This is a genomic window from Microbacterium sp. ARD32 (genome assembly GCF_031844385.1).
GTDB lineage: Bacteria > Actinomycetota > Actinomycetes > Actinomycetales > Microbacteriaceae > Microbacterium.
The window spans coordinates 396,466-421,535 of the sequence record NZ_JAUZVD010000001.1; the positions used below are offsets into that span (position 1 = coordinate 396,466).

Annotated in this window: 32 protein-coding genes; 5 read left to right on the forward strand and 27 right to left on the reverse strand. The window is 69.9% G+C overall.

Features of this window, described 5'->3' with window-relative positions; translation table 11 throughout:
• Window positions 1-11: 11 nt before the first annotated feature.
• From Q9R19_RS01825 to Q9R19_RS01955, 27 genes are all read right to left on the reverse strand, one after another.
• Window positions 12-1,094 (reverse strand): EscU/YscU/HrcU family type III secretion system export apparatus switch protein, encoded by a 1,083-nt coding sequence (locus tag Q9R19_RS01825; RefSeq protein ID WP_311254641.1) that lies wholly within the window; start codon window positions 1,092-1,094, stop codon window positions 12-14.
• A complete protein-coding gene (locus tag Q9R19_RS01830) occupies window positions 1,091-1,852 on the reverse strand; it encodes a flagellar biosynthetic protein FliR (protein WP_311254642.1) in 762 nt (253 codons plus the stop codon). The genes Q9R19_RS01825 and Q9R19_RS01830 overlap by 4 nt, the downstream gene beginning before the upstream one ends.
• Window position 1,853: 1 nt before the next feature.
• Window positions 1,854-2,129: a flagellar biosynthesis protein FliQ gene (gene fliQ / locus Q9R19_RS01835; protein ID WP_311254643.1), complete on the reverse strand. Its 276-nt coding sequence runs from the start codon at window positions 2,127-2,129 to the stop codon at window positions 1,854-1,856.
• Window positions 2,126-3,097 carry a flagellar type III secretion system pore protein FliP gene (fliP, locus tag Q9R19_RS01840; protein ID WP_396653434.1) on the reverse strand — a complete coding sequence of 324 codons (972 nt, stop codon included), beginning with the start codon at window positions 3,095-3,097 and terminating at the stop codon, window positions 2,126-2,128. Before fliP ends, fliQ begins: the two co-directional genes overlap by 4 nt.
• Window positions 3,094-3,540 (reverse strand): flagellar biosynthetic protein FliO, encoded by a 447-nt coding sequence (gene fliO, locus Q9R19_RS01845; protein WP_311255844.1) that lies wholly within the window; start codon window positions 3,538-3,540, stop codon window positions 3,094-3,096. The genes fliP and fliO overlap by 4 nt, the downstream gene beginning before the upstream one ends.
• A gap of 1 nt (window position 3,541) precedes the next feature.
• The gene (gene fliN / locus Q9R19_RS01850) at window positions 3,542-4,201 is read right to left on the reverse strand and encodes a flagellar motor switch protein FliN (RefSeq protein WP_311254644.1); all 660 of its coding nucleotides are present in this window, start codon (window positions 4,199-4,201) and stop codon (window positions 3,542-3,544) included.
• Window positions 4,198-5,106, reverse strand: a complete 909-nt coding sequence (locus Q9R19_RS01855) for a FliM/FliN family flagellar motor switch protein (protein ID WP_311255845.1) — start codon at window positions 5,104-5,106, stop codon at window positions 4,198-4,200. The genes fliN and Q9R19_RS01855 overlap by 4 nt, the downstream gene beginning before the upstream one ends.
• Window positions 5,107-5,160: 54 nt before the next feature.
• Complete coding sequence (locus tag Q9R19_RS01860; RefSeq protein ID WP_311254645.1) at window positions 5,161-5,970, reverse strand: flagellar motor protein MotB; 810 nt, start codon at window positions 5,968-5,970, stop codon at window positions 5,161-5,163.
• Complete coding sequence (locus Q9R19_RS01865) at window positions 5,967-6,815, reverse strand: MotA/TolQ/ExbB proton channel family protein (RefSeq protein WP_311254646.1); 849 nt, start codon at window positions 6,813-6,815, stop codon at window positions 5,967-5,969. The genes Q9R19_RS01860 and Q9R19_RS01865 overlap by 4 nt, the downstream gene beginning before the upstream one ends.
• Window positions 6,815-7,039 (reverse strand): flagellar FlbD family protein, encoded by a 225-nt coding sequence (locus tag Q9R19_RS01870; protein ID WP_311254647.1) that lies wholly within the window; start codon window positions 7,037-7,039, stop codon window positions 6,815-6,817. Before Q9R19_RS01870 ends, Q9R19_RS01865 begins: the two co-directional genes overlap by 1 nt.
• A gap of 148 nt (window positions 7,040-7,187) precedes the next feature.
• The gene (locus Q9R19_RS01875; RefSeq protein WP_311254648.1) at window positions 7,188-8,348 is read right to left on the reverse strand and encodes a flagellar hook protein FlgE; all 1,161 of its coding nucleotides are present in this window, start codon (window positions 8,346-8,348) and stop codon (window positions 7,188-7,190) included.
• Window positions 8,349-8,373: 25 nt separating this feature from the next.
• Window positions 8,374-8,793, reverse strand: coding sequence for a flagellar hook capping FlgD N-terminal domain-containing protein (locus Q9R19_RS01880; protein WP_311254649.1), 420 nt, complete (start codon window positions 8,791-8,793; stop codon window positions 8,374-8,376).
• 14 nt (window positions 8,794-8,807) lie between these two features.
• Window positions 8,808-9,290, reverse strand: a complete 483-nt coding sequence (locus tag Q9R19_RS01885) for a flagellar hook-length control protein FliK (protein ID WP_311254650.1) — start codon at window positions 9,288-9,290, stop codon at window positions 8,808-8,810.
• Between the two features lie 788 nt (window positions 9,291-10,078).
• Complete coding sequence (locus Q9R19_RS01890) at window positions 10,079-10,501, reverse strand: hypothetical protein (protein ID WP_311254651.1); 423 nt, start codon at window positions 10,499-10,501, stop codon at window positions 10,079-10,081.
• On the reverse strand, window positions 10,498-11,793 hold the full coding sequence (locus tag Q9R19_RS01895; RefSeq protein WP_311254652.1) for a FliI/YscN family ATPase: 1,296 nt from the start codon (window positions 11,791-11,793) through the stop codon (window positions 10,498-10,500). Before Q9R19_RS01895 ends, Q9R19_RS01890 begins: the two co-directional genes overlap by 4 nt.
• Window positions 11,790-12,401, reverse strand: coding sequence for a FliH/SctL family protein (locus Q9R19_RS01900; protein WP_311254653.1), 612 nt, complete (start codon window positions 12,399-12,401; stop codon window positions 11,790-11,792). The genes Q9R19_RS01895 and Q9R19_RS01900 overlap by 4 nt, the downstream gene beginning before the upstream one ends.
• Window positions 12,391-13,389: a flagellar motor switch protein FliG gene (gene fliG / locus Q9R19_RS01905; RefSeq protein ID WP_311254654.1), complete on the reverse strand. Its 999-nt coding sequence runs from the start codon at window positions 13,387-13,389 to the stop codon at window positions 12,391-12,393. Before fliG ends, Q9R19_RS01900 begins: the two co-directional genes overlap by 11 nt.
• On the reverse strand, window positions 13,386-15,008 hold the full coding sequence (fliF, locus tag Q9R19_RS01910) for a flagellar basal-body MS-ring/collar protein FliF (protein ID WP_311254655.1): 1,623 nt from the start codon (window positions 15,006-15,008) through the stop codon (window positions 13,386-13,388). Before fliF ends, fliG begins: the two co-directional genes overlap by 4 nt.
• Entirely contained in the window at window positions 15,008-15,367 is a 360-nt protein-coding gene (gene fliE, locus Q9R19_RS01915; RefSeq protein WP_311254656.1) for a flagellar hook-basal body complex protein FliE, read from the reverse strand. Before fliE ends, fliF begins: the two co-directional genes overlap by 1 nt.
• Complete coding sequence (locus Q9R19_RS01920) at window positions 15,367-15,759, reverse strand: flagellar basal body rod C-terminal domain-containing protein (RefSeq protein WP_311254657.1); 393 nt, start codon at window positions 15,757-15,759, stop codon at window positions 15,367-15,369. The genes fliE and Q9R19_RS01920 overlap by 1 nt, the downstream gene beginning before the upstream one ends.
• Window positions 15,756-16,100: a flagellar basal body protein gene (locus Q9R19_RS01925; protein WP_311254658.1), complete on the reverse strand. Its 345-nt coding sequence runs from the start codon at window positions 16,098-16,100 to the stop codon at window positions 15,756-15,758. The genes Q9R19_RS01920 and Q9R19_RS01925 overlap by 4 nt, the downstream gene beginning before the upstream one ends.
• Before the next feature lie 134 nt (window positions 16,101-16,234).
• Window positions 16,235-16,492: a hypothetical protein gene (locus tag Q9R19_RS01930; RefSeq protein ID WP_311254659.1), complete on the reverse strand. Its 258-nt coding sequence runs from the start codon at window positions 16,490-16,492 to the stop codon at window positions 16,235-16,237.
• Complete coding sequence (gene fliS, locus Q9R19_RS01935; RefSeq protein WP_311254660.1) at window positions 16,489-16,875, reverse strand: flagellar export chaperone FliS; 387 nt, start codon at window positions 16,873-16,875, stop codon at window positions 16,489-16,491. The genes Q9R19_RS01930 and fliS (Q9R19_RS01935) overlap by 4 nt, the downstream gene beginning before the upstream one ends.
• Before the next feature lie 97 nt (window positions 16,876-16,972).
• The gene (gene fliS / locus Q9R19_RS01940; RefSeq protein WP_311254661.1) at window positions 16,973-17,371 is read right to left on the reverse strand and encodes a flagellar export chaperone FliS; all 399 of its coding nucleotides are present in this window, start codon (window positions 17,369-17,371) and stop codon (window positions 16,973-16,975) included.
• Window positions 17,368-18,756, reverse strand: a complete 1,389-nt coding sequence (gene fliD / locus Q9R19_RS01945) for a flagellar filament capping protein FliD (RefSeq protein WP_311254662.1) — start codon at window positions 18,754-18,756, stop codon at window positions 17,368-17,370. Before fliD ends, fliS (Q9R19_RS01940) begins: the two co-directional genes overlap by 4 nt.
• 73 nt (window positions 18,757-18,829) lie before the next feature.
• Complete coding sequence (locus tag Q9R19_RS01950) at window positions 18,830-19,963, reverse strand: flagellin (RefSeq protein ID WP_311254663.1); 1,134 nt, start codon at window positions 19,961-19,963, stop codon at window positions 18,830-18,832.
• A 101-nt stretch (window positions 19,964-20,064) separates the two neighbouring features.
• Window positions 20,065-20,871, reverse strand: a complete 807-nt coding sequence (locus Q9R19_RS01955) for a sigma-70 family RNA polymerase sigma factor (protein WP_311254664.1) — start codon at window positions 20,869-20,871, stop codon at window positions 20,065-20,067.
• 187 nt (window positions 20,872-21,058) lie between these two features.
• Here Q9R19_RS01955 and flgN point away from each other — a divergent pair, with 187 nt between their 5' ends.
• The 5 genes from flgN to Q9R19_RS01980 all read left to right on the forward strand — a co-directional run bounded on the left by flgN (window position 21,059) and on the right by Q9R19_RS01980 (window position 24,856).
• Window positions 21,059-21,541 carry a flagellar export chaperone FlgN gene (flgN, locus tag Q9R19_RS01960; protein ID WP_311254665.1) on the forward strand — a complete coding sequence of 161 codons (483 nt, stop codon included), beginning with the start codon at window positions 21,059-21,061 and terminating at the stop codon, window positions 21,539-21,541.
• Window positions 21,542-21,547: 6 nt separating this feature from the next.
• Window positions 21,548-22,957, forward strand: a complete 1,410-nt coding sequence (flgK, locus tag Q9R19_RS01965; protein WP_311254666.1) for a flagellar hook-associated protein FlgK — start codon at window positions 21,548-21,550, stop codon at window positions 22,955-22,957.
• A gap of 9 nt (window positions 22,958-22,966) precedes the next feature.
• A complete protein-coding gene (gene flgL, locus Q9R19_RS01970) occupies window positions 22,967-23,848 on the forward strand; it encodes a flagellar hook-associated protein FlgL (RefSeq protein WP_311254667.1) in 882 nt (293 codons plus the stop codon).
• Window positions 23,845-24,216, forward strand: a complete 372-nt coding sequence (locus tag Q9R19_RS01975; protein WP_311254668.1) for a flagellar assembly protein FliW — start codon at window positions 23,845-23,847, stop codon at window positions 24,214-24,216. The genes flgL and Q9R19_RS01975 overlap by 4 nt, the downstream gene beginning before the upstream one ends.
• 103 nt (window positions 24,217-24,319) lie before the next feature.
• Window positions 24,320-24,856 carry a VanZ family protein gene (locus Q9R19_RS01980; protein ID WP_311254669.1) on the forward strand — a complete coding sequence of 179 codons (537 nt, stop codon included), beginning with the start codon at window positions 24,320-24,322 and terminating at the stop codon, window positions 24,854-24,856.
• Window positions 24,857-25,070 lie beyond the last annotated feature (214 nt).

Sequence of the window (25,070 nt, forward strand, 5' to 3'; positions counted from 1 at the left end):
GGCCTCTCCCATCACGCCGTCGTCACCGGCAGCGAGTGCACGCCACGCGCCGAACCGCGCCGCCGCAGCATGTCGACGAACACCAGCACCCGGGCCACGGCCGTGTACAGCTCTGCGGGGATCTCCTGCCCCAGCTCGCAGGCCGCGTGCAGCGCCCGCGCGAGCGGGATGTCGCGCACCATCGGCACGCCCGATTCGAGCGCGCGCTCGCGGATCTTCTCGGCGACCACGCCCTTGCCCTTCGCGACCACCTTCGGCGCCGCCCGGCCCACCTCGTAGCGCAGCGCGACGGCGACGTGCGTGGGGTTGACCAGCACGACATCCGAGCCGGCCACCGCGGCGATCATGCGGTTGCGGCTCATCGCCAGCTGCCGTGATCTGCGCTGCTGGCGGATCAGCGGGTCGCCCTCGGAGTTCTTGTGCTCGTCGGTGACCTCGCGATGCGTCATCCTGGTGTGCTTCCTGTTGCGGCGCATCACCACGAACATGTCGATCGCTGCCAGGCCCAGACCGACGATGATCGCCACCTGCAGCAGCGCGGCTGTGCCCTCGGCGGCCGTGCCGAGCAGCCGCGTCACCGAATGCGCGCCGCTCGCCGAGAGGACCGGGATCAGCGTGGAGATCACGGCCCAGAGGGCGATCGCGATGGCGGCGGTCTTCAGCAGCGCCTTCGCGCCTTCCCACAGCGACTGCAGGCCGAAGATGCGCTTGAGGCCGTTGACGAGGTTGAACTGCTCGTAGCGGCCCGAGAGCTTCCGCGTCCGCACCCCGCCCTGCACGACGGCGCCGAGCAGAGTGACGATCACGACGCTGGTCAGCAGGGTGCCCAGCGTGGGCAGCACCGATCCCAGCCCGAGTCCGAGCACGCCCAGGGCCGCATCCGGGGAGGGGGCGCGCATGATGCCCGGCAGCGAGATGAGCTGCTCGGTTCCCGCCGCGGCCCCGGCCGCCATCGCCGCCGGCATGGTGATCGCCGCCGCCCCGATCCCCAGCCAGGCGGTCAGGTCCTGACTGCGTGAAAGCTTGCCCTTCTGGCGCGCTTCGCGCAGGTGCTTGTCGGTGGCCTTCTGATTGCGCTCGCCGCTGTCGCTCACTGGTGCACCCCCTGCATCAGGTGCACGGCCTGCGACACCAGCGCGTCGACGATGCCCGGCAGCGCCACGAACGTGAAGCCGACCAGCACGAGGGTGAGCAGGATCTTGATCGGGAAGCCCATCGCGAACGCGTTCAGCGCGGGCGCGACACGGGTGATCAGGCCGAGGCCGGCATCCGCGAGGAAGAGCACGAGGATCAGCGGACCGGCGATCTGCACGCTCGCGAGGAACAGCTGCACGACTCCGTCGACCAGCAGCTGCGCCGGCGAGACCAGCGACAGCAGACCGTCCACGGGGATGACGTCGAAGCTGCGCGCCAGGCCGGCGAGCACCACCTGGTAGCCGCCCGAGGCGAACAGCAGCGCGAGCGCCGTCATCTGGAACAGCCGGGTGAACTGCGCGCCGTTGATCGAGGCCAGCGGGTCGAACGCCTGCGCCATCTGGAAGCCGCCGAACACGTCGATCAGGCTGCCCGCCGCCTGCACCGCCGAGAAGCACACCAGCACGAGAAAGCCCAGCACCGCGCCGGTGAGCACCTGCAGCGTGAGCGCGGCGAAGAACGGACCGGTGTCCAGGCTCGCGTAGCCGGGCGAGACCGCACCGGACATCGCGAGTGCCAGCGCCATGGCGAGCATTGCCTTGATGCGCGCCGGGATGGCCCCGTATGAGAACGGCGGGGCGATCATCACGAACGCCGTGGTGCGCACGCCGGCGAGCATCGTCGCCTCGAGCCACGCGAAGTCGATCGGGATGTTCACCTCAGCCGCCGCTCAGCAGCTGGGGTATGCGGTCGAACATCGTGTGGGTGAACTGCACGATCTCGGAGATCATCCAGTTGCCGGCGATGAGCAGCGCGATCCCGACGGCGACGATCTTCGGCACGAACGACAGCGTCACCTCCTGCACCTGCGTGATGGACTGCAGCAGCGAGATCGCGAAGCCCACCACCAGCGCCGTGATCAGCAGCGGAGCGGCGAGCTTCGCCGCCACCAGCAGGCCCTCCATGCCGATGTCGAGCACCGCCTCCGGACTCATCCCGCACCCCCGTAGCTCTCCAGCAGGGTGCGGATGATGAGCCCCCACCCGTCGACGAGGATGAACAGCAGGATCTTGAAGGGCAACGAGATCATCACTGGCGGCAGCATCATCATGCCCATCGACATCAGCGCCGCGGCGACGACGAGGTCGATCACCAGGAAGGGCACGAAGATCACGAACCCGATGATGAATGCGGCGCGCAGCTCCGAGATCATGAACGCGGGGATCAGGGTGTACATCGGCACGCTCTGCGCATCGTCCGGGTTGGGCTGCGATGCCATCCGCGTCATCAGCGCGAGATCCTCTTCGCGCGTGAAGCGCAGCATCCAGTCCCGCAGCGGCGGCTGACCGAGGTCGATCGCCTGCGTGAACGTGATCGACCCGTCGATGTACGGCTGCACGGCGCTCTGATTGATGTCGGTCAGCACCGGCCACATGATGAACAGCGACAGGAACAGCGACAGTCCGGCGAGCACCTGGTTCGGGGGGATGCTGGGCAGCGACAGCGCGTTGCGCGTCATCGCGAGCACCACGAAGATCTTCGTGAACGACGACATCATCAGCAGCAGCGCAGGTGCGACCGACAGCAGCGTGATGCCCAGCAGGGTGAGGATCGAGGCGGACGGCGTGCCGTCCAGGCCGTTGATGCCGATCGTGATGCCCTCGCCGTCGGGCGGCGTCGGGGGAGTGGGGGCGTCTGGGTCGTCCGGCGCCGTGGCGGTCGGGACCGCGGATGCCATGGATGATGCGTCTGCGTGGGCCGTCGCTGCGGTGACCGGCGACGACTCGGCCAGTGCCTGAGCGCCCACGCCGGTGCCGAGCACCGCGCCTGCAGCGAGCAGCGTCGCGCAGATCAGCAGCAGCATCCCGTGCATCCCCGGCATCCGCAGCAGGCGGGCGGTGACCGAGCCCGCTCTCACCGGGCCTGCTGTCAGCGGGCGGGCCGTGACCGGACGGACGTTCATCGCCCGCGTCGCAGGAAGTCGGCGGTCTGCCGCCAGGTCTGCGGGGACAGGATCGAGCCGCTCAGCTGATCGGGCCGAGCCGGCCGGCGATGCCGGCGCAATGACTGCGACTCGGCGCCCGCCGCCTGCTGCTCCTCGGAGAGGAGGCTCTCGAAATCGGTGTGCACCTCGCTCCGCAGCGGCCGGGTGACGTGGCTGGCGGGCAGGCTGTCGATGACGTTCACGCCGTGCTCGGTCACGCCCAGCACATACCTGCGGTCGTCGGTCTCGACGATCACCAGCTGTGCCTTCGACCCCAGGGCCTGCCGGCCGATCACCGAGATCTCGGCGTCGTCGCGACGCCGCTGCATCCGCTTCCCCACCCGGCGCTGCACGTACCAGAGCAGCCCGAGCACCGCCGCCAGCGACAGGGCGACGCGTAGGAGGAGAAGCAGATCGTCCAGGTCAGACCTCGGCGTTCTCGAGGATCCGGGTGATCCGCACCGCGTAGTCCTGGTCGACGACGACGATCTCGCCGTGCGCGATCACCCGACCGTTCAGCAGCACGTCGGCCGGGGCGCCCGCCGAGCGGTCGAGCTCGACGATGCGGCCCGGCTCCAGCCCGAGCACGTCGCGCACCGCCATCCGCGTGCGTCCGATCTCCACGGTCAGATCCATCTCCACACCGGCGATGCGCTGCAGCCGGCGCGAGGCGGTCGGCGCGGCGACGGGGCTGTGCGTGATGCGGACCGCGAGGCGGCCGATCACGCGTCCGTCCTGGTCCTGCAGGTCGAACACCTGCGCGGCGGGGTGCGAGAACACCGCCGAGGCGTCTCCGACGGTCGCGTCGTCCAGGCGGCCGGCGCCGAGTGCGGCGACGGCCGCTTCGAGCGGTCCGTGCAGGCGCTCGACCAGCGGGGCATCCGCCAGGCCGTCGATGAGGGCGTCGGCCTCGAGGATCTGCACGGCCAGCTGCGCGCTCGCCTCGCCGACATAGCCGACGATCACGGCATCCCCGGTGTCGCCAGACGCCTGCGACGCGACCGCGACCGTGGGGGTGGCGGTGGGCAGACGCGAGGCGAGAGCGGCGGCGACCGCGGATTCGTAGGCGATGGTGCTGGTCACGGGAGCTCCTGTGCGGGTTCGGGGGTCGTGGCGGTCACGACGCAGGCGAGGCGTGCGCCGCTCGTGCCGACCGCGGCCGTCGCGACCGGCAGATCGCCGACCATGAGGTCGAGCGGCCGGTCGGCGGTGTGCGGAAAGGTGATGAGATCGCCGACGGACAGATCCAGCACCTCATGCGGGCGGATCGAGCGGGGTGCGAGCCGCAGTGAGAGCTCGACCGGGGTGCGCTCGACCTGGCGGTCGATCATGCCGGCAGGTGCGGTCTCCGGCGCGTTCCCTGCGCCGCCGGCCAGCGAGCGCAGCACGACGGATGCCGGCAGCATGACGCTCGCGTTCGCGGTGCCGCCGCTGACGCCGATCGGGAGCACCGCGACGATCACCGGGTCGTTGGCGGCCGCGACCTGGCTGAACTGCGAGCTGTGCTGGATGCCGGAGATCGTGATGCCGTCGGGGAGGACGCCGTCGAAGGAGCGGACCAGGTGCTCGATGGCATCCGCGATCAGCGAGCGGACGAGGGCCTGCTCGATGTGCGTCAGCGGGCGCTCCGGGGCATCCTCGCTCGCGCGGCCGCCGACCATCTGCACCACCCAGGCCGTCGCCAGCGAGGCGGGGAACTGGATCACCGCACGAGCGTCGGAACCGGGCAGCGCGCACACCACCAGGGTCGTCGCCGGCGGCAGCGAGCGGGCGTACTCGTCGTACGTCTGCATCGACACCGACTCGACGTCGACCTGCGAGCGGCCGTGCGTCTGCGCCGACAGCAGCGAGCCCCACTGCCGGGCGAACGCCTCGAACGACATCTCGAGGATGCGCGCCTGCTCGCGCGAAAGGGTCGTCGAACGGCCGAAGTCGTAGAGTACGACCTCGGTCTCCGTGCGCACGGCTGAGCGCGCGCCCTCGTCCATCACCACGAACCGGACTATCGGGCGATCGTCCGCGGGCGTAAGCAGTTCACAGGATCAGCGGGAGGGTGCCTTCGCCTGCAGGGCAGGCAGCAGCTGGCGCACCCCCTCATCGGCATCCGAGAGAACGACGACGTCGACGCGCCTGTTCTGGGCGAGCGCCTCGGCGCTGGTGCCCTTCGCGACCGGCCGGGCGTCGCCGTAGCCGACCGATTTGATCACGCCGGGGCTGATCCCGCACACCTCCACGAGGTGACGCAGCACCTGCGTGGCGCGGGCGGCGGACAGCTCCCAGTTGGTGGCGAAGGGGGCCGCCGACTGACGGGTATCGGCGTGCCCCTCGATGGAGATCTCGTTCGGGATGCTGGCGAGCACACCGCCCAGGGTGTTGAGGATATTGACGGCGATGCCCGAGAGCGTGGTGCTGTTCGTCGCGAAGAACGTCTCGGCGCTGACCAGGCTGATGGTCAGCCCGCGCGAATCGATCGTGAAAGTGGCCGTGTCGGCGAGGCCCTGCTCGCTGAGAGCCGTGCGGATGCGGTCGCGCAGCGCGGAGAGATCGTCGAGCTCCTTCTGGGCCGCGCTGACCTCGATGTCGGCGGAGTCCTCGCCGTCCTCGTCCAGCAGATGTGCGGGCACGATGACGCCGGCCGAGACGTCGACCTTCTCGGTCTGCTCCTGGCCGAACCCGGTCGCCAGCGATTCGCTGAGCGCGTTGAACTTCTTCAGGTCGATGGTCGACATCGAGAACAGCACGATGAACATGCACATCAGCACGGTGATCATGTCCATGTACGACGCCATCCAACGCTCGTCCGGACCCTCGTGCCCTTCGGACTCGATCCGGCGGCGCCGGCGCACGCTCATGACCCGCCACCCGGGGGCGCGGCGATCTCGTCGGCATCCTTGGCGGACTTGCCGGACTTGGTCTTGGCGGACTTGCCGGACTTGCCGCCCTTGCCGGATCCGGAATCCGAGAGGAGGGCGCTCAGGCGCTCCTGGACGAAGGCGGGAGTGGCGCCGGACTGCACGGCGAGCATGCCCTCCATGACGACGGTCATGCGCTCCAGCTCCAGCTCGCCCAGGCGCTGCAGGCGCCCGCCGATCGGCAGCCAGATGAAGTTCGCCGACAGCAGTCCCCACAGCGTGGCGACGAACGCGGTGGCGATCATCGGGCCGAGCGTCTCGGGGGAGTCCAGGCGCTCCAGCACGTGCGTGAGCGACACGACGGTGCCGATGATCCCCACGGTCGGCGCGAACCCGCCGAGGGTCATGTAGAACCGACTGCTCGCGCGGCTGCTCGCGGCGGAGGATGCGATGGCATCCTCGAGCAGGATGCGCAGATCCTCGGCATCCACCCCATCGGCGATGCTCTGCAGCGCCTGCCGCATCACCGGATCCTTCTCGTCGGCGACGCCCTGCTCCAGAGACAGCAGGCCCTCGGTGCGGGCCTTGTCCGCGTAGCCGACGATCGTGTCGATCACGCTCTGCGTGGAGCCCCCCTGGCCTCGGAAGGCGCGCGGAAGGGCGGCGACGGCGTTGAGGAAGTCGCGCAGCGTGCCGCTGGCGATGCCGACGGCGATCGTGGCGCCGAAGACGAGCACCATGGGCGCCGGCAGCAACAGGGCCGCGATCGACGCGCCCTCCATGTTGATCATCGCCAGGAGGGCACCGAAGGCCAGGACGAGCCCGAGGATGAGTGCGATGTCCATCAGCTGTCTCCGTCCGCTGCCGAGGAGGACATCCGGAGGGCCGAGTGGAGCACGCGCGCACGGAAATCGGTGATCTGCGCGATCAGCTCGTCCATGCTCTCCTGAACGACGAAGCGCGCGCCGTCGACCATGATGATCGTGGTGTCGGGCGAAGCCTGCACCCGTTCGATCAGGTCGGGGTTCACCGCGAACCGTGTGAGGTTCAGGCGCGTGACGACGATCATGAGCTCCATCCTGGAAGATCGGCCCCTCGCGAGAGGAGCGGCGACGGCCCATCCTGGTCCGTCGTCTCTGACTGTCGGCAGAGCGAGTCGCCCCGTTAGCCCACTCGTTCTCGGCACCAGCGCCGAGAACGAGTGCCCGTACGGTGAATCAGCGCTTCAGGTTGGTCAGCTCCTGCAGCACCTCGTCGCTCGTGGTGATGATGCGGGCGTTCGCCTGGAAGCCCCGCTGCGCGACGATCAGGTTGGTGAACTCCTGCGACAGGTCGACGTTCGACATCTCCAGCGCCCCGCTGATGATGTCGCCCAGTCCGTCGGCGCCGGCCTGTCCCACGGTGGCCTGACCGGAGTTCGCCGTCGGACGGAACTGCGAGGAGCCGGCCTTCTCCAGGCCGCCGGGGTTGGTGAACGCGGCCAGCGACAGGCGCGCGAGCACCTTCGACTCGCCGTTGCTGAACGTGCCCATCAGGCTGCCGTCCTCGGTGAGGGCGTACGACGAGAGCGTGCCGGCGGGGCGGCCGTCCTGTCCGGTCAGGGCGAGCGTGCTCACATCGCTGAAGCCGGTCAGCGCCGACAGGTCGACGGTGATGCCGTTGGATGTGATCGACGAGGCGCCGGCCTGCTTGCCGTCGGTGAACGTCAGCGCGGTGCTCGCGCCGTCCTGGTCGGCCACGTTCCATCCACCGGCGGTGCGCGTGAACGTCAGGCGCAGCGTCGAGGTGGAGCCGTCCGCGGCGTACACCTCGATGTCTCGGACCAGCTGGCCGTCGACGAGGGTCTCGGCGGGCAGGTTGCCCGTCGCATCCGCGCTGGTGGTGGCGACGGCGGGCACGACGGCGCCGACCGGCAGTGTGATGTCGCCGATCGCCTGCCCGCCGGTGATCACGCCGTCCTGGGCGGTCCAGCCCTGCACGAGCGCGCCGTCGACCGTGGTGAGGCGCCCTCCCGCATCGAAGGAGAACCCGCCGTTGCGGGTGTAGAGGGTCTCGCCGCCGTTGCGCACCATGAAGAAGCCGTCACCGGCGATCATCAGGTCGGTCGGCACGCCGGTCGGCTGCGGGGCTCCCGAGCTGAAGTTCGTGCGGATGCCGGCGAGCTGCACGCCCAGCCCCACCTGTGCGGGGTTCGAGCCGCCCGCATCGGCCTGCGGCATGGTGGAGTTCTTGACGAGCTGCGACAGCGAGTCCTGGAACTGCACGGCCGACGACTTGAAGCCGACGGTGTTGACGTTGGCGATGTTGTTGCCGGTCACGTCGAGCATGGTCTGGTGCGTGCGCAGTCCGGAGATGCCGGAGAAGAGAGAGCGGAGCATGAGATGCCTTTCGGGGGAGGGAGGATCAGGAGGAGAGGGTCAGCCCGGAGAGGGCGTCGAGCGGTACGGACTGCCCGCCGATGGTGACCAGGGGAACAGGGCCGGCGAACGAGACCGCCGTGACGGTGCCCGTCTGCGCGACGCCGTCGGCGTCGGTGTACTGCGCCTCGCGGCCCATGAGGACGGCGGCCGTGTGACGCATGCTCAGCGCGAAGCTCTCCGACGTCATCGTCGTGAGCTGGGTGAGCTGCTCCATCGAGGCGAGCTGCGTGGTCTGCGCGATCATCTCGTTGGTGTTCATCGGAGAGCTCGGGTCCTGATTCGACAGCTGGGTCACCAGGAGCTTGAGGAACACCTCCGAGTCGAGCGTCTTCTTCTGCTCGGTCGCCGGCACGGTGCTGCGGGACTGCAGGCCGGTCGCGGCGATGGGGTCGATCGAGGTCATCGTTCTCCTTTCGGTCAGGCGTACACGTCGATGCTCGAAGGCGACGACGAAGTCAGGAGGGAAGCGGTGCGGGGGATGCCGGCGGGTGCGGTCGGCAGCCCGCCGGACGTTCGAGCGCCCGGATGCTCGGATGCAGGGCGGCCCTGCGCATCGCGCTGCGACTGCCCATCCGCGCCGGTGCCGGCTTGACCGTCGGCGCGGGTCTGGCCGTCGGGACGGGCGTGGGACTGCGACGAGGATGCGGAGGACGAGTCGCCCGCGGCGACGTGGACGGATGCTCCAGGGGCTGCCACCGCGAGATCGCGGCGCAGATCGGTGAGGATCGTGCGCAGCGCGTCGCGGCCCACATCCGAGGGTGCGTGCAGCTCGAGGCGGATGCTCTCACCGGTGATGTGCGCCCGCACGGTGACCGGCCCGAGATTCTCGGGCGAGACGGTCAGCGTGATGCTGTGCTGACCCTCGGCTGAGCGGGCCAGCGCGATGATCGGCGGCGTCACCTGGGGGAGCAGTGCTGCGCGCGGAGCGGCGCTCGGAGCAGGAGCCGGTGCTGACGTCGCCGGCGTCGCCGTCGGGACGATGGGAGACGGAGCGGGCGCTGTGAGGTCGCCCGCGGCGGGCGCCGGCCCCTGAGCCTGTCGAAGGGCCGGGATGCCCGCGTTCTCAGATCCCTGAGCCCGTCGAACGCCCGCCGCCGGTTCACCCTCCGGCGCCTGAGCCCGTCGAAGGGCCGTCGCTGGTTCGCTCTCCGGTCCCTGAGCCTGTCGAAGGCCCGGAGCCCCCTCGCTCGCAGGTCCCTGAGCCTGTCGAAGGGCCGTGGCTGTGTCGCCGGGTGCGTCAGCTGCAGGTCTCTGAGCTTGTCGAACGGCCGGGACACCCTCGGAACCGGCGTCGTCCACGGACGCCTGCACCTGTCCTGCGGCAGCGACTGTCATCGGGGTCACGGCGCCGTCGAAGGCGGGCGACGCCGTCGGGACCGGAAGCTCGTCTGCACCGGCGGGGCCCTTCGACAGGCTCGGGGACCCATCGGCCAGAGGCTCGTCGGCGGAGCCCTGCGACAAGCTCAGGGACCCGTCGGTCAGAGGCTCGTCGGCGGGGCCCTGCGACAAGCTCAGGTACCCGTCTGTCGAAGGGGCGGCCGACACGTCCACCGGCACGGCCGCGGCAGCAGCCGCCTCTCGAACAGCATCCGCGAATCCGGACGACGACGCGGAGTCCGCGCTCCCAGACCGCTGGCCCGCGGCGGCTCGGGTCTCCGGCGCCGCGGCAGGAGCCAGCGTGAGCGGCATCATTCGGTGCCTCCGCTTCCGCGACGCAGCGCGATCTCATCGAGCTCATGCTGCTCGACGCGCAGGTCCTCCACCCGCAGCCGCATCTCGTGTGCGACAGCCAGCCGGTCCAGGCCCCGCACCGCGCGGCGCGCGTCGTCGTGTGCGCTCTGGGCGGCATCCACCGCCTCCTGCTGCTGCGTCGACAGCGACTCCAGATCGACCAGCATGCTGCGGCTGGCCACCCGAGCCGCAGCCAGTGATGCGAGGGTGCGCACGTCCACGGCATCCGACTCCGTCGCCGCGAGTGCTGCACGCAGATGACGATCCCTGGCCCGGGTCTGGTTCGCGTCGATCACCGCGCGCGACAGCTCCTGAGCGGCCTGGCGCTCCTGGATCGCGCGCACGCGCAGCAGACCGGCCAGCGAGAACAGGCGGCTCACGACACACCTCCGAGATCGGTGACCAGTCCGGCCAGCCGCCGCCACGACTCGTCTGCGGCACTGGTCTCATCCAGCGGCTGGGTGAGGAAGCGCGAGATGGCCTGCTCGTTCGCGAGAGCGGCATCCACGCGCGCGTTCGCTCCCGACTGGTAGGCGCCGATGTCGATCAGGTCGGCTGCCGCCTTGCGGGCGGCGAGCACCGCGCGCAGCGCAGAGGCCTGGGAGCGATGCTCGGGGGTGATGATCTTGCCAGCCACGCGAGACACCGAGGACAGCACATCCACGGCGGGATGGTGGCCCATCAGCGCCAGTGCCCGGTCCAGCACGACGTGGCCGTCGAGGATCGAGCGCACGGCATCCGCGATCGGCTCGTTGTGGTCGTCGCCGTCGACCAGCACCGTGTAGATGCCGGTGACCGACCCGCCGCTTCCGGTGCCCGCCCGTTCGAGCAGCCCCGCCAGGATCGAGAACGTCGACGGCGGATACCCGCGGGTGGCCGGCGGCTCACCGGCCGACAGGCCGATCTCGCGCTGGGCCATCGCGACGCGGGTCAGCGAGTCCATCATGAGGATCGCGTGCGCGCCGTCGTCGCGGAACGCCTCGGCGATGCGGGTCGCGGTGTACGCGGCGCGGATGCGGGCCATCGCCGGCTGATCGGAGGTCGACACGACCACGACGGAGCGTGCCAGGCCCTCCGGGCCCAGGTCGTCTTCGAGGAATTCGCGCACCTCGCGACCGCGCTCGCCGACGAGGGCGATGACCGTGGCATCCGCTTCCGTACCGCGCGCCACCATCGACAGCAGGGAAGACTTGCCCACGCCGGAGCCGGCGAACAGGCCCACGCGCTGCCCGCGCCCCACGGTCACCATGGTGTCGAGCACGCGCACGCCGAGTGGCAGCTGGGTGTCGATGCGGTCGCGGCCCAGGATCGACGGCGGCTCGTGATCCAGGCTCACGCGGGTGGCCTGCAGCGGTCCCTTGCCGTCGATCGGCCGACCGAGTCCGTCCAGCACCCGACCCAGCAGGCCGGCGCCGACGGGAACACGCAGCGGCCCGCCGCGGCCGCGCACCGGCATCCCGATCGTCAGGCCGGCGGTCGACGACAGCGGCATGCAGCTGAGCCCGTCCGGGCCGGTCGCGACCACCTCGGCTTCCACGCCTTCACCCAGCTCGACCAGGTCGCCGACCGCGCCGTCCAGCCCGCGCACCTCGACCCCCAGCCCGCGCACCCGGGAGACCAGGCCACGACGCTCCGGTCGTGCGGCCTCGAGCACCGCGCCCCAGCCGGTCACGGCGCCACCTCGTCGAGCACGCGCCGGGCGCGATCCAGCGCCTGCCCGATGCGGGCGTCGACGTATCCGTGCTGCAGCACCGCGATGGCATCGCCCGCGACGAGCGACTCGTCGGCGACCACTCGCACGTGCGCGGGTGCCGCATCGCTGCGCTGCAGAGTGCGCACGTCATCCGCGCTCATCCGCACCTCGGCGACGGGATCGGCGCCGCCGGCGGCGAGGGCGCGGCGCAGTGCGGTGCTCGCGGACAGGTCGCGATCGGCGAGCGCCTCGGCGAGGATCGTCTCGGCCAGCTCGATCGCCCGGGCCGAGATCCGCTGCTCGTCCAGCCGGGTCAGCTCCTCGGCGCGGGCGTGCAGCGCGGCGACGGCCGCATCCAGAGCGGAGACGGCGGATGCCACCTCGCGGCGGGCGGTGGCATCCGCATCGACTCGCTCGGCATCCGCGCGTGCCGCGGCCTCGGCGGCCTCGGCCATCGCCACTCGGAAGCCCTCGGCGTGTCCGTCCGCGTAGCCGCGCTGACGCGCGAGACGGCGCTCATCCGCAGCGACGGCATCCGCACCGCGCAGCCGGGGATACACCGCCGGGGCGAACGCGTCAGTAGACATATTCGTCCTCTTCGCTGCGCTGCACCGAGATCTCGCCTTCGGCCTCCATGCCGCGCAGCATGTGCACGATCTCGGCGCGGGCCTCCTCCACCTGGGAGACGCGCACCGGACCCAGCGCGCGCGACTCGGCCTCGAGGTTCTCGCGGTTGCGCTCGGAGACGTTGCGGCGGATGATCTCGGCGATGCCCTCGTTGGCGCCCTTCAGCGCCAGTGCGAGCGTGCGCAGGTCCACGCCGCGCAGCACGCGCTGGGCGTCGCGGTCGTCGAGGCGCACGATGTCGGCGAAGGTGAACATGCGCGAGCGGATGTCGTCGGCCAGGGTCCGGTCCCGGCTCTCGATGCTCTCCAGCAGCGCCTTCTCGATCGACGCGTCCGAGCGGTTGATGATCTCGACCAGGGGCGCGACCCCGCCGATGCGATCCGGCGCGTCCCGTGCGGCGAGGACGCCGGTGCGGGCCTTGAGCGACTCCGCGACGATCGCGATGGCATCCGGCGAGGCCGTTCCCATCATCGCGATCGCGTGCGCGACGTCGGTGCGGGTGGCCTCGGGCAGCACAGCCAGCACGGCCGCGGCCTGGTCGGTGGGCAGGTGCGCCAGCACGAGCGCGGCGGTCTGCGGCAGCTCGCCGTCGAGCAGGCTCGCCACCTGTGCGGGGTCGGCGGCGTTAAGGAAGTCGAACGCCGAGTTCGAGGAGCCCACTCGACCAAGCAGCGCCGCCGCGCGCTCGGCGCCGAACGACGCCTCCAGCAGGGTGGTGGCGATGTCGCGGCCGCCCCGGGCCGGCGGCAGGTGCCCGGCGGCCATCCGCTGGAAATCGCCCAGCGCCCGGGCGGTCGTCGTCACGTCGAGATTCTGCAGGCCGATGATCTCGGCCGTGATCGCCTCGGCCTCGGGCTCGGACAGGTGCTTCATCACCTCGATCGCCGCGGCGCGGTCGATGTTCATCAGCACCACGGCGGCGGTCTGTCGTCCTGTGAGCATCGTCACACCCCCACCCGGTCGGAGAGCAGCGTGCGCAGCAGCTCGGCGGTGCGCTGCGGGTCGCGCCGGCTGATCGCCTCGATCTCGCTGCGACGTCGCTCCAGGCTGACCTGTGCGGGCTCCTCCGGCTCGATCTCCAGCTCCATGACCGGCGACGGGTCGGGGGCGCTGATCGGCATCGGCACGGTCGGCTGCTGCTCCAGCGGCAGGGCGCCCGCGTAGGCGGCCACCGACGGGGCGCGCTCGCCGAACATCAGGTCGAACTCGTCGGGCTCCTGCTTGCGCCGCCGCATCCGCACGATCAGGAAGATGATCACGGCCAGCACCGGCAGCGCGATGGCGACCACGGTCAGCGCAAGCCCGAGCAGCGCGGCCTGCTGCTCGGCCGCCGCGGCATCCTTCGACGCCTGCAGCGCGGCCTTGGCGGCATCGGCATCGCGTTCGCTGAACGACACCATCTCGACCGTCAGAGCGTCGCCGCGCTCGCGGTCGATGCCCGCAGCGGCCGCGACGAGATCCTTCAGCTGGCCCGGCCCGATGTCGGCACCCGCCTTCTCGTCGACGGCGACCGACACCGACTGCCGGGTGATCGAGCCGGCCGGGGTCGACGTCGTCTGCGTGGACTTGTTCATGACGTTGTTGCGCGTCTGATCAGTCACCTCGGACGTGCTGTCGCCGTCACCGGAGGGCACCGCGATGTTGTCGGGTCCGAGCACGCCGGCGCCGCTCTTGCCGCCGGTGTTCGTCTCGGTGCGGGTGTGCTCCGAAGACGGCACCCCGCCCTCGACCGGCGTGTACGTCTCGTCGAGCCGCTCGTTGACGGAGCGGTCGACGTCGGCGACCACCGTGACGGTGGCGTTGCCCGCACCGACGACCTTGTCCAGCAGCTGCTGCACGCTGGCGGCCACCCGCGCCTCGTAGTCGCCGGCCTGCCGGTCGACGCCGCCGGTGGCGCCGACTCCGACAGTGGAGAGGGTGCGGCCGCTCTGGTCCACGACGGCGACGTTCTCGGTCTTCAGCCCGCTGACGGCAGCCGAGGTCAGGTGCACGATCGCCTCGATCTGCGACGGGTTGAGCGAAGATCTTCCCGTCTCGACGAACACCGAGGCGGTCGGGTCGACGGTCTCCGAGACGAACACGCTCTCTTCGGGGATGGCCAGGCGCACGGATGCCGCCGAGACGCCGTCCAGAGAGGAGATCGTCGCCGCGAGCTCGCCCTCGATCGCGCGCTTGTAGGCGACGGACTGCTGGAACTCCGACGTCGTCACGCCCAGGTCGTCGAGCAGGGAGTACCCCTCGGTGCTGTCGCTCGGCAGGCCCGCCGCTGCGGCGGCGAGGCGCTGGTCGTACACCTGCGCCTCCGGTACGAGCACGGTCGAACCGCCGTCGGCGAGCTCGTAGGAGACGGATGCCGAGCGCAGCTGCTCGACGACCGCATTCGCGTCCGACGCGCTCAGGCCGGTGAACAGCGGAGTCATCGTCGGGCGCGCGGCCCAGCTGGCGAACGCCGCGATGCCCAGGGCGAGCACCGCGATGCCGATGATCGCGATGGTGCGCTGCGCGATGGTGAACCCTGCGATGGTCTGCCGGGCGCGCTGGAACAGGGAGGAGACGGCCTTGGGCATCAGGCCTGCATCCGCATGATCTCGGTGAACGCGTCGACGCCCTTGTTGCGCACCGCGGCGACCAGCTCCAGCGTGACGGCGGCGCGGGTGGAGGCGATCATCGCGGCGTGGATGTCATCGAGATCGCCGGTGACCGCGGCCACCTTGAGGGTGTCGGCCTCGGACTGCAGGCTGCGCAGCTCATCGACTGCGCCGGTGATGCTCGCGGCGAACGTCGAGTCGCTCCCGGCGGAGGCAGCGGTCACCGAGGAGGCTTCGCCGATGAGCGAGGAGGTTCCGCCGATGAGCGAGGCGGTTCCGCCGATGAGCGAGGCGGGCAGGCCGGACGAGAGGGCGCCGATCCCGGATACGGCATCCATCAGCCACGTCCGATCTGCAGCGCCGCCTCGTAGGCATTGCGAGCGCGATCGACCACGCCGGCGCTGGCCTGATAGCCGCGCTGGGCGAGGATGAGCTGGCTCATCTGGTCGCCGAGGTCGATGTCGGGGTAGCGCACGTAGCCGTCCGCGTCGGCGAGCGGATGATCCGGCTGGTGCACCAGCCGGCCCTCATCGCTGCCCAGCTCGGTGCCGGCGACATACACGCCGGGGGAGGACGCGCTGTTCTCCACGAGCACGTAGCGCTGCTGGAACGCGGGAGCGGCCGGGGTGACGGCGGTGTTGATGTTGGCGATGTTGTCGCTGATCGCATCCAGCCACTTGCGGTGCGTGGTCAGGCCGGTGCTCGCGATGCCGATCGCGTCGAAGGTCATGATGTCGTCCGCAGGGCCGTGCGCACCGAGGCGAAGGAGCCGTTGATCGCCTGGGTCGCGAACTGGTAGCGCAGCATCGTGTCGATGCTGGAGAGCGTCTCGGTGTCGAGGTTGACGTTGTTGCCGTTCAGCCGCGTCGGCTCCAGCGACTCGCCGACGGTGGCGGTCGCCGAGCCGCGGCCGGCCTGCACGGCATCTGCGAGAGCCTGCTCGAACTGCACGCGCTTGGCGTGATAGTCGGGGGTGTTGACGTTGGCGATGTTGTCGGCGATGGCACGCTGGCGCAGCGAAAGGCCATCGAGCGCGCTGGAGAGCGCGGAGAAGGTGACAGAGTCGAACACGAACCGCTTCCATCCGTCGTCGGAATAGAGGCCGATCCGTGGCCTGTCTCGGTGAGCGCTCCCTGCTCGAGGTGCTCTATCGGCACGCGCGTCGCGCGCGTTAGGCGAGGCGCCCGATCAGCCGGCTACGTCGTTCAGCCAGCTACGTCGAGGAACGCGGGCACGTCGGCGCTGGTGTCGGGGACGCGCCGCAGCGCGACGAGCTGATGCGCGATGGCATCCTGCTCGGCGCGGACGACCGCGATGTGCTCCTGCTGCCGGCGCAGCACCTCCCGCGCGCGATCGGCGAGTTCCGCGGGCAGCGGCTCGGCGGGCGGATGCCATGATGCGGGCTCCCGCGAGCTGTCCAGGTCGCGCTCGAACCGGTCGAGCAGCTCCTCCCAGGTGGTCATGCCCGGCGCGCGACGAGCGACTCGGATGCCGAGTACCAGGCGTCGCGCAGCGGCGCGACGAACTCGAGGCAGGCGTGCGTGCGCTCCGGGTCGCGGCCGATGTTCGCGCCGATCAGGGTCTGGGTGAGGAACGTGTACACCGCGCGCAGCTGAGCGCTGCTCTCCCACGCGTCGGTCAGAGATGCGTTCAGCTCGGCGACGATGGCCTGGGCGTGCTGCAGCTGTGCGTTCGCCTCGTTCCAGTCCTCGCGGCGCTGGGCGACCTCGCCGCGCTCGATGTCGAGCATCAGCCGGTCGTAGAGCATCGTGAGCAGCCGTTCGGGGGTGGCCGACAGGATGGCATCGTCGAGGTAGCGCTGCTGCGCCCTCAGTGCGGCGTTCATCAGTTCGAGTCCTTCTGCGATGTGGGCAGCGAAGCCAGCTGCGAGGTCAGGTACGACGACTGCGACTGCAGCTGCGCCAGCTGGGTCTCCCACGCCATCATGCCTGCGCCGCGCCGGGTTCGGCGTGCAGCGAGTCCGCTGCCGCATGCCAAGCGTCGCAGAGCGGGGCGACGAGCTCCGCGCAGGATCGGGTGCGCTCCGGGTCGCGGCCGATGTTCGCGCCGATCAGCGTCTGGGTCAGGAAGACGTATAGCGCGTGCAGACTGGCACTGCCGTCCCAGACATCGGTCAGGGATGAGCGGAGCTCGGCGATGATCGCCTGGGCGTGCTGCAGCTGCACGTTCGCCTCGTCCCAGTCTCCGCGGCGCTGCGCGGCCTCACCGCGCTCGATGTCCAGCAGCAGGCGGTCGTACAGCATCGTCAGCAGCCGCTCAGGTCCCGCCGAGAGGATGGCGAGTTCGCGGTAGCGCTGCTGTGCCTTCAGGGCGGCGCTCATGAGCCTGATCCATTCTGCGACGGCGTCAGTGCCGCCAGCTGTGAGGTGAGATAGGAGGATTGCGACTGCATCCGGGAGAGCTGCACTTCGAGCTGCGCGTAGGTGCGCTCCAGGGTGGCCTTCCGCTGCGCGAGGCGCACGTCCCACCGCTCGATCTGGTCGCCGAGACCGTCGACCTCCTTCTGCTGACCGGTGATGCGTGCGGTGAGCAGTCCTTCGTGCTTGTCCGAATAGGTCTCGGAGACGTTCTGAACCCTCTCCGCGACTCCCGCGAACACCCGCGCGACCTGAGCGGGATCCTCGGCCAGAGCGGCGGAGTAGCGGGCCTGATCGAACGACAGCACGCCGTGTCTGTCGACGGAGATGCCGATGCTCGAGGGGGAGATGCCGTCGACCGGGTGCTGCACGGCGTCAGACAGCGCGAGCCGCAGCGCACGCACGGTGCTGTCTCCGGTGAAGACGCCCAGGGTGGTCGTTTCACCGACGCCGGTCGGCACGGTCGCGGTCGAGCCGTTGTCGATGCGGGTGAGCAGCGAGGCGATCTGCGAGATGAGGTCGCCGTGTGCCTTCGCCTGTGCAGAGGAATCACGTGCGACGCCGATCGTGACCGGGTCGGCAGGCTTGGCCGTCACCGTCACGTCCACGCCGGTGAACAGGTCCGTGAAGGTCCCGCTCGGCGAGGTGATGATCTGCTCGGCGGTGGTCCCCGCCCACAGGCGGATCTGCGCGTCGGCGCCGGTGGTGATGGTGGCGGCGCCCCCTTCGGTCGCGAGGTCGATCGAGGTGCCCGCATCGACAGAGGCGATGTCGCCGCGGTCGACACGGAACGCGCCTTCAGCACCGGCCTCGGCGGCGGTCAGCTGCAGCCGATAGAGGGGATCGCCCGCAGCATCCGCTCCTGCTGACACGGCGCGGGCGGTGATGCCGAACCCGGCAGCGTTGATCGCCTTCGCGACGTCCTGAGGGGAGGACGAGGTCGCTGTGATCTGCATCCGCTCGCCTGCCGAGTTCTGCAGAGTGAGGGTGGGCGGGTCATCGGGCCAGGACGCGTAGGCGGCACTGACGACGGAGTGCCGCTGCGCGACGGCGTCGACGACGATCTCAGCGCTGACCGGGTCGGCGTCCTTGCCGGCGGAGACAGTGATTCCGGATGCCGAGGAAGACGTGGTGAACCGGCTCAGGGCTCCGGGCTCGAGCGCTGCCGCTGCCTTCGTCCCGACATCCTGCAGGGAGGAATTCAGCGATTGGAGGTTCGAGATGATGACCCCCTTGTCAGTCATCTTCGACTTCAAGAGGTTGCGGGGGATGGCGTTGACATCCATCAGGGACTTGATGAGCTCGGTGGTGTTCAGGCCCGACACCAGACCGTCGAGTGCGATTCCCATGGGAGCCTTTCCGGAGCGGGGCGAAGCATCCGGGTGAGGACCGTTCGGACCTCACCCGGATGCGTGATCAGGATCAGCGCAGCAGCTGCAGAACGCCCTGGTTGGCCTGGTTGGCCTGAGCCAGCATGGCGGTGCCGGCCTGCGACAGGATGTTCTTCGCCGTGAACTTGACCATCTCGGCCGCCATGTCGGTGTCGCGGATGCGGCTCTCTGCAGCCGACAGGTTCTCCGCCGACACGTTGAGCGAGTTGATCGTCGACTCGAAGCGGTTCTGGATCGCACCGAGGTCGGCGCGGGACGACGAGACCGCCTCGATCTGCGCGTCCAGCAGCGTGATCGCGTTGGCCGCACCACCGGATGTGGTGAAGTCCAGCGCGCCGGCTGCGCCCGCCGTGCCGGCAGCCAGGCCGGTGCCAGGCGCGGTGACGGCGACCGATCCTCCGTTCAGCGAGGTGACGACGAGCTGGTTGCTCGCGTCGACCGAGGCGCTCAGCACCGCGCTGAAGCTGTCGCTGCTGTTGAGTGCGTCTGCGACTTCCTGAACGGTGTTGTAGGCGCCGGCCGCACCCAGGGTGACGCCGATGTTGCTCGTGCTGCCGTCAGCGTTTGTGACGGCGAACGCCTGCGCACCCGTCACGAGGGTGGGGGTGGCCACCGCGAAGCTCGTGCCGGATGCGCCGACCGTCAGCGAGTTCGCGATGCCGCTCACGTTCGCGCTGGTGAGGTTCACGCCGATGCGGCTCGCGGCGTCGCCGTCTGCGCCGACCTGGAAGCTCAGGTTGGCGCTGCCGTCGAGCAGCTTGATCCCGTTGAAGTTGGTCGACTCGCCGATGCGCTTCAGCTCGGCGGAGAGCTGCGTGGCCTCCTTGGTGATCGCCGCACGCGACTCACCGTTGTTCGAGTCGTTACCGGCCTGCACCGCGAGGTCGCGCATGCGCTGCAGGATGGAGTGGACCTCGGTCAGGGCGCCTTCTGCGGTCTGGATGACCGAGATGCCGTCCTGGGCGTTGCGTGCCGCGACGTTCAGGCCGTTGACCTGCGAGCGCAGGCCCTCGGAGATCGCCAGGCCGGCCGCGTCGTCCGCGGCCCGGTTGATGCGCAGACCGCTCGAGAGCTTCTCGAGCGACTTCGACAGGTCGTTCTGCGTGCTCGACAGGTTGCGGTAGGCGTTGAGCGCCGACACGTTGGTGTTGATCTGCATACCCATGATGTGTTCCTCCGTGATGGATTCTTACGGAGCCCATCCGTGGGCTCCGCAGAGACCTATCGGCAACCGGAGGCAGGGGGTAAGCAGACGCGGCGAAGGAGTCAGGTGACGGCGACTCCGACGGGCGAGAGGGCCCGCGCGACCCGGCTGCCGCCTGCTTCCGCGATCCGGGCGAGGAAGCCCTCCCGCACGGATGCCGAGACCCGGGAGGTCACCGACGCCTCCTGTCCGTCGCGGTAGTACTGCTCGAGCGCATCGCGCAGCAGGCGGATCGCCTCCGCGCGCTGCTGCGAGACCGCCGAGTGCGAGACGCCGAGCTCCTCGGCGATCTCCTTCACCGGACGCTCCTCGATGTACACGGCCTGCACGATCGCTCGCATCCGCTCGGGCAGCGCCTGGATGGCGTGCTGGAGCAGCTCGCGCCGCTCCGCGACGATCGCGGACTCCTCGGGAAGCGGGGTGAGAGAGGCCAGATCGGCCTCGCACGCCTCATCGATCGTGGTCACCGTGCGGGATGCGTCTGCCAGGGCCGCCGACACCTCGGTCGCAGACACTCCCATGGTCGCCGCGATCTCCACGGTGGACGCCTGCCGGCCCAGGGCCGTGGACAGGGTCTCCTGAACGCGCGTGGTCTCCTTGATGCGGCTGCGCACGCCGCGCGGGGCCCAGTCCATGGAGCGCATCTCATCGGCGAAGGCACCTAGAATTCGTCTGCGGGCGTACGCGCCGAAGGGAACCCCGAGTTCGGGATCGAAGGCATCGGCAGCTGTCACCAGTGCCAGGGCGCCGGCCGAGACCAGCTCTTCGCGGGGCACGTGCGTCGCGCGTGCATGGGTCTCGGAGGCGAGATAGCCGACCAGAGGCAGGTTCTCTACTATGAGGCGATTGCGCTCGTCTCGCGTCGGCATAGCTCTCGTTATCCTCCGGATAGCTGGGTTGGGTCTTCCCGCGTGGCCAGTATCCCCACCTACCACAACCTGAATGATAGCTGTATGGGGAGAAATACCCATACCCCTGGGATAACAATGTTGTGGAGCCGGTCGATAGTCGTCTCTGACCGTTCGATCGAAGTGGTCATCTGGGGAGAGAAGCCTAATGGGAGCCAACGAATTGTCCATGCTGCTATGGCGTGAACGCGAACTGCTGGAGCTGCTGCTGTTCAAGCTGGAGGAGCAGGAGCTGCTGCTCGCAGCCGGCCGCTCGCGCTGGACGCAGTTCGCCACACGCGAGATCGAGCAGGTGCTGGAAGGCCTGCGCGAGGCCGGCATCACGCGCCTGGTCGAGGTCGAGGCGATCGCCGCGGAGTGGGGTGCGCCCGAGGGCGCCGGCATCCGCGATCTGATCGAGGTCGCACCGACCGCCGCCTGGCGCGACGTCCTCACCGGGCATCTGCACGGGCTGACGAAACTGACCGACGAGGTCGCACGCCTTCGCGAGGGGAACTCCGAACGGCTGCGCGCCGTGCTGCGGGCGACGCAGGAGACGCTCTCCGGCCTCGGTGAGACCACCGGCGAGTACACCACGCAGGGCGAACGCGCGCGCGGCGATTCCGCGCGCATCGTCGACACGGAGATGTGAGGCACGATGTCCACTTTCAGCGGTCTCGGCACGGCGGCCAGCGCACTGGCGGCAGCGCGCCGCGGCATGGACGTCGTCGGGCAGAACATCGCCAACCAGGGAACGGACGGGTACACCCGGCAGCGCGTGACCACCTCGGCGATCCCCGCGGCGGCGCTGTCCACGCGATTCAGCGTCGGCGCGGCACCCGGACACGGCGTGGCCGTGGACGGCATCGCGCGGCTGGGTGATGCCCTGCTCGACGCACGGGTGCGCGAGTCGTCCAGCTCTGCCGGCTTCTGGTCCGCTCGGGCGCTCGCCGCCACCACCGCGGAGGCGGCGATGGCCGAGCCCACCGAGCACGGACTCTCGTCGCGCCTGTCGAAGTTCTGGGCCGGCTGGCAGGACCTGGCGATCGCCCCCGACTCCGGAGCGGCCGCCGCGGTGGTGCTGGAGAGCGCCGCGCAGCTCTCCGCCCAGCTCGCCGGCGGCTACCGCTCGGTTGCCACTCAGTGGAGCGACACCAGGGCATCCGCAGAGCGCACGATCGCGCAGGTGAACGCCACTGCCACGCAGATCGCCGATCTGAACGCCGAGATCCGCGACGCGCTGGCATCCGGCCGGTCCGCGAACGAGATCATCGACCGTCGCGACAGCCTGGTGCAGACGGCCGCTCGCCTCGTCGGCGCACGCGGCACGCTCGAAGCTGACGGGACGATGACCGTGCGTGTCGACGGCAATGCGCTCGTCTCCGGTGACAGCGCCCGAGGGCTGCAGCTGGACGGACCGGCATCCATGGGCGAGGCCGGGAAGCCGACGGTGTCGTGGTCCGGCCCGTCTGGATTCGCGGTGGCCGTGGACGGCGGCGAGCTGGGCGGGATGCTCAGCGTGCTCGCTCCCGCCGAGGACGGCGGCACCCTCGCCGGCATCGCCGACTCGTACAACGCCGTGGCGAAGGCCCTGCACGACCAGGTCAATGAGGTGCATCGCCTGGGTGAAACGGCATCCGGACAGCCTGGCGGCGACTTCTTCACACTTTCGACCACGGGACCGGCGGCGCTCGGCCTCGGGCTCGCCGTGCAGGATGCATCCGAACTGGCCCTCGCGAAGGCGGGCGGCGGACCTCTCGACGCGGGCAACGCGAACGCGATCTCCCAGATCGGGCGCGCAACCGGCTCGCCGGACTCGCTCTGGACCGAAGCCGTGGGCGTCTTCGCCGTCAGCACCGCCGGTGACATCCAGCGCGCACAGCTGTCGGACGCCACAGCAGTCACCGCGGTCACCGCACAGCGGTCCGTCGCCGCGGTCGACGGCGACGAGGAGACGATCAGCCTGCTCACCTACCAGAGCGCGTACCAGGCCGCAGCACGCGTGCTGACTGCGGTCGACGAATCCCTCGACGTGCTGATCAACCGCACCGGTCTCGTGGGTCGATAGGAGCCGCACATGATCTCTCGTGTCACCACCTCATCGATGGCATCTTCCGCGATGCGGCAGCTGCAGACGAATCTGTCGCAGCTGTCGCGGCTGCAGGAGCAGGCCACCTCGCAGCGGGCGTTCCTGGCGCTGTCCGACGATCCGGCCGCGGCGACGACCGCGCTGCGGCTGCACGGCGAGCAGCAGCGCAACGAGCAGTACGCCCGCAACATCGGCGACGGCCTGGCCTGGCTGACCGCCGCGGACTCCGCGATCACGGCCGGCACGACTCTGCTCGGCCGCGTGCGCACCCTCACGCTGCAGGGCGCGAACGACGGCGCCATGGATGCGACCGCCAAGGAGGCCATCGCCGTCGAGCTGGAGAGCATCCGTGCGGAGATGCTGTCCACGGCCAACACGACCATCGTTGGACGCTCGGTCTTCGCCGGAACCTCCGACAAGCCGGCCTTCGCCGAGGACGGCACCCACAGCGGCATCCCGGGGTCTGAGGTCGTGCGCCAGATCTCGGATGCCGGATCGATCCGGGTCGACAGCGACGGCGCCGCGGTGTTCGGCGTCGGAGCGGAATCCGTGTTCGCTCTGATCGACGACATCGTGGCCGACCTCCGCTCCGGCGTGAACGTCGGGTCCCGCGTGGAGCAGATCGACGAGCGACGCAACGCTATGCTCAGTGCGCAGGGCACGGTCGGTGCCAGGCAGACCCAGATCGAGCGAGCTCAGGAGGCGACGGTGCAGGACGCTGTGTCACTCGAAGCGAGACGCGCTGCCGTTGAAGACGTCGACTCCGTCGAAGTGCTGGTGCGCCTGCAGGCGCAGGAGCTCGTGTATCGAACCGCTCTGGCCGTCACCGGCCGCGTGCTGCAGCCGACCCTGATGGAGTTCCTGCGGTGAGCGCGGTCCTGAGCTTCATCACGCCCCCACCGGGGTTCACACCGCATACCGAGTTCGTGCTCGATCCGGTCGACGGCGCGGACGGTCTCTTCCGTCTCGATGCTGTGGCGGATGAAGCGCTGCGACTGTTCGTCGTGGACCCGCACACCGTGGTCGAGGGCTATGAGCCCGTGCTGACGGATCAGCAGGTTGCCGAGCTCGGCATGAGCGGTGCTGACGACGTGCTCGTGCTGGTGGTCGCCAGCCGCACACCCGACGGCGTGCACGTCAACCTTCTGGCGCCGATCGTCGCCAACCCCGCGACCGGTGTGGCCGCGCAGGTCATCCTGGACGGGCAGGACTACCCGCTCCGCGCAGCGCTCGGCTGAACCCGCAGCCGTCCTGGATTCATGCGACGGCGGAGAACGTCTCCCCGCCGCGACCCTGGGCCGCTGCGGATACGATTGAACCCGTCGAAGGGACACCGGATTCGTGACGGATGAGATCACGCGGATGCTGAGCGCCGCGCCTGAACGGCCTGCCGTGCCCCCGGCGAAGAGCCGCCTGCGTGCGAGCATCGCCATCGCACTGCTGCTGGTCTACGTGGCGGTCGTATTGGTGATGACGATGTCGCCGACGCCACTCGATCGCGGGTACGAGAGCTCGATCGACAAGGTGCTGGGTGTGCTGCACCGCAACGGCGTGCCCGAGTGGTTCGGCTACTCCAAGCTGGAGTTCACCGCGAACATCGCCATGTTCGTTCCTCTCGGCTTTCTGGTGGGGCTCGCGCTGCCGCAGCGCATCGCGTGGCTCGGTCTGCTGCTGCTCCCCGCCTTCTCGGGCGTGATCGAGATGACGCAGTCACTGATGCTGGCCGAACGCTTCGCCACCATCGAGGACGTGATCGCCAACAGCGCCGGCGGCTGGATCGGACTGCTGATCGCGTTCAGCATCCGGGCGATGGTGCACGCCCGCGATCAGAAGGTGATCGCGCGCGCCGAGTGGGAGCTGCGGCACCGCCGGTGGTGAGCCGCCAGGGGTTGCACAGCACGCCACTCGGTATGATCTCGGTGACCTAAGGAGCCATCATCAGCACGCCGAACCAACCCCTCAGCCGCCGGGAGGCGCGTCTCGCGCGCGAGCGCGAGAGGGCGACCGGCGCTTTCGCCGAGAAGCCGGGATCGCCGGATGCCGATGATGCGCCGACCACGCCGGCCGTCCCGATCCCGGATGCGCCGACGGC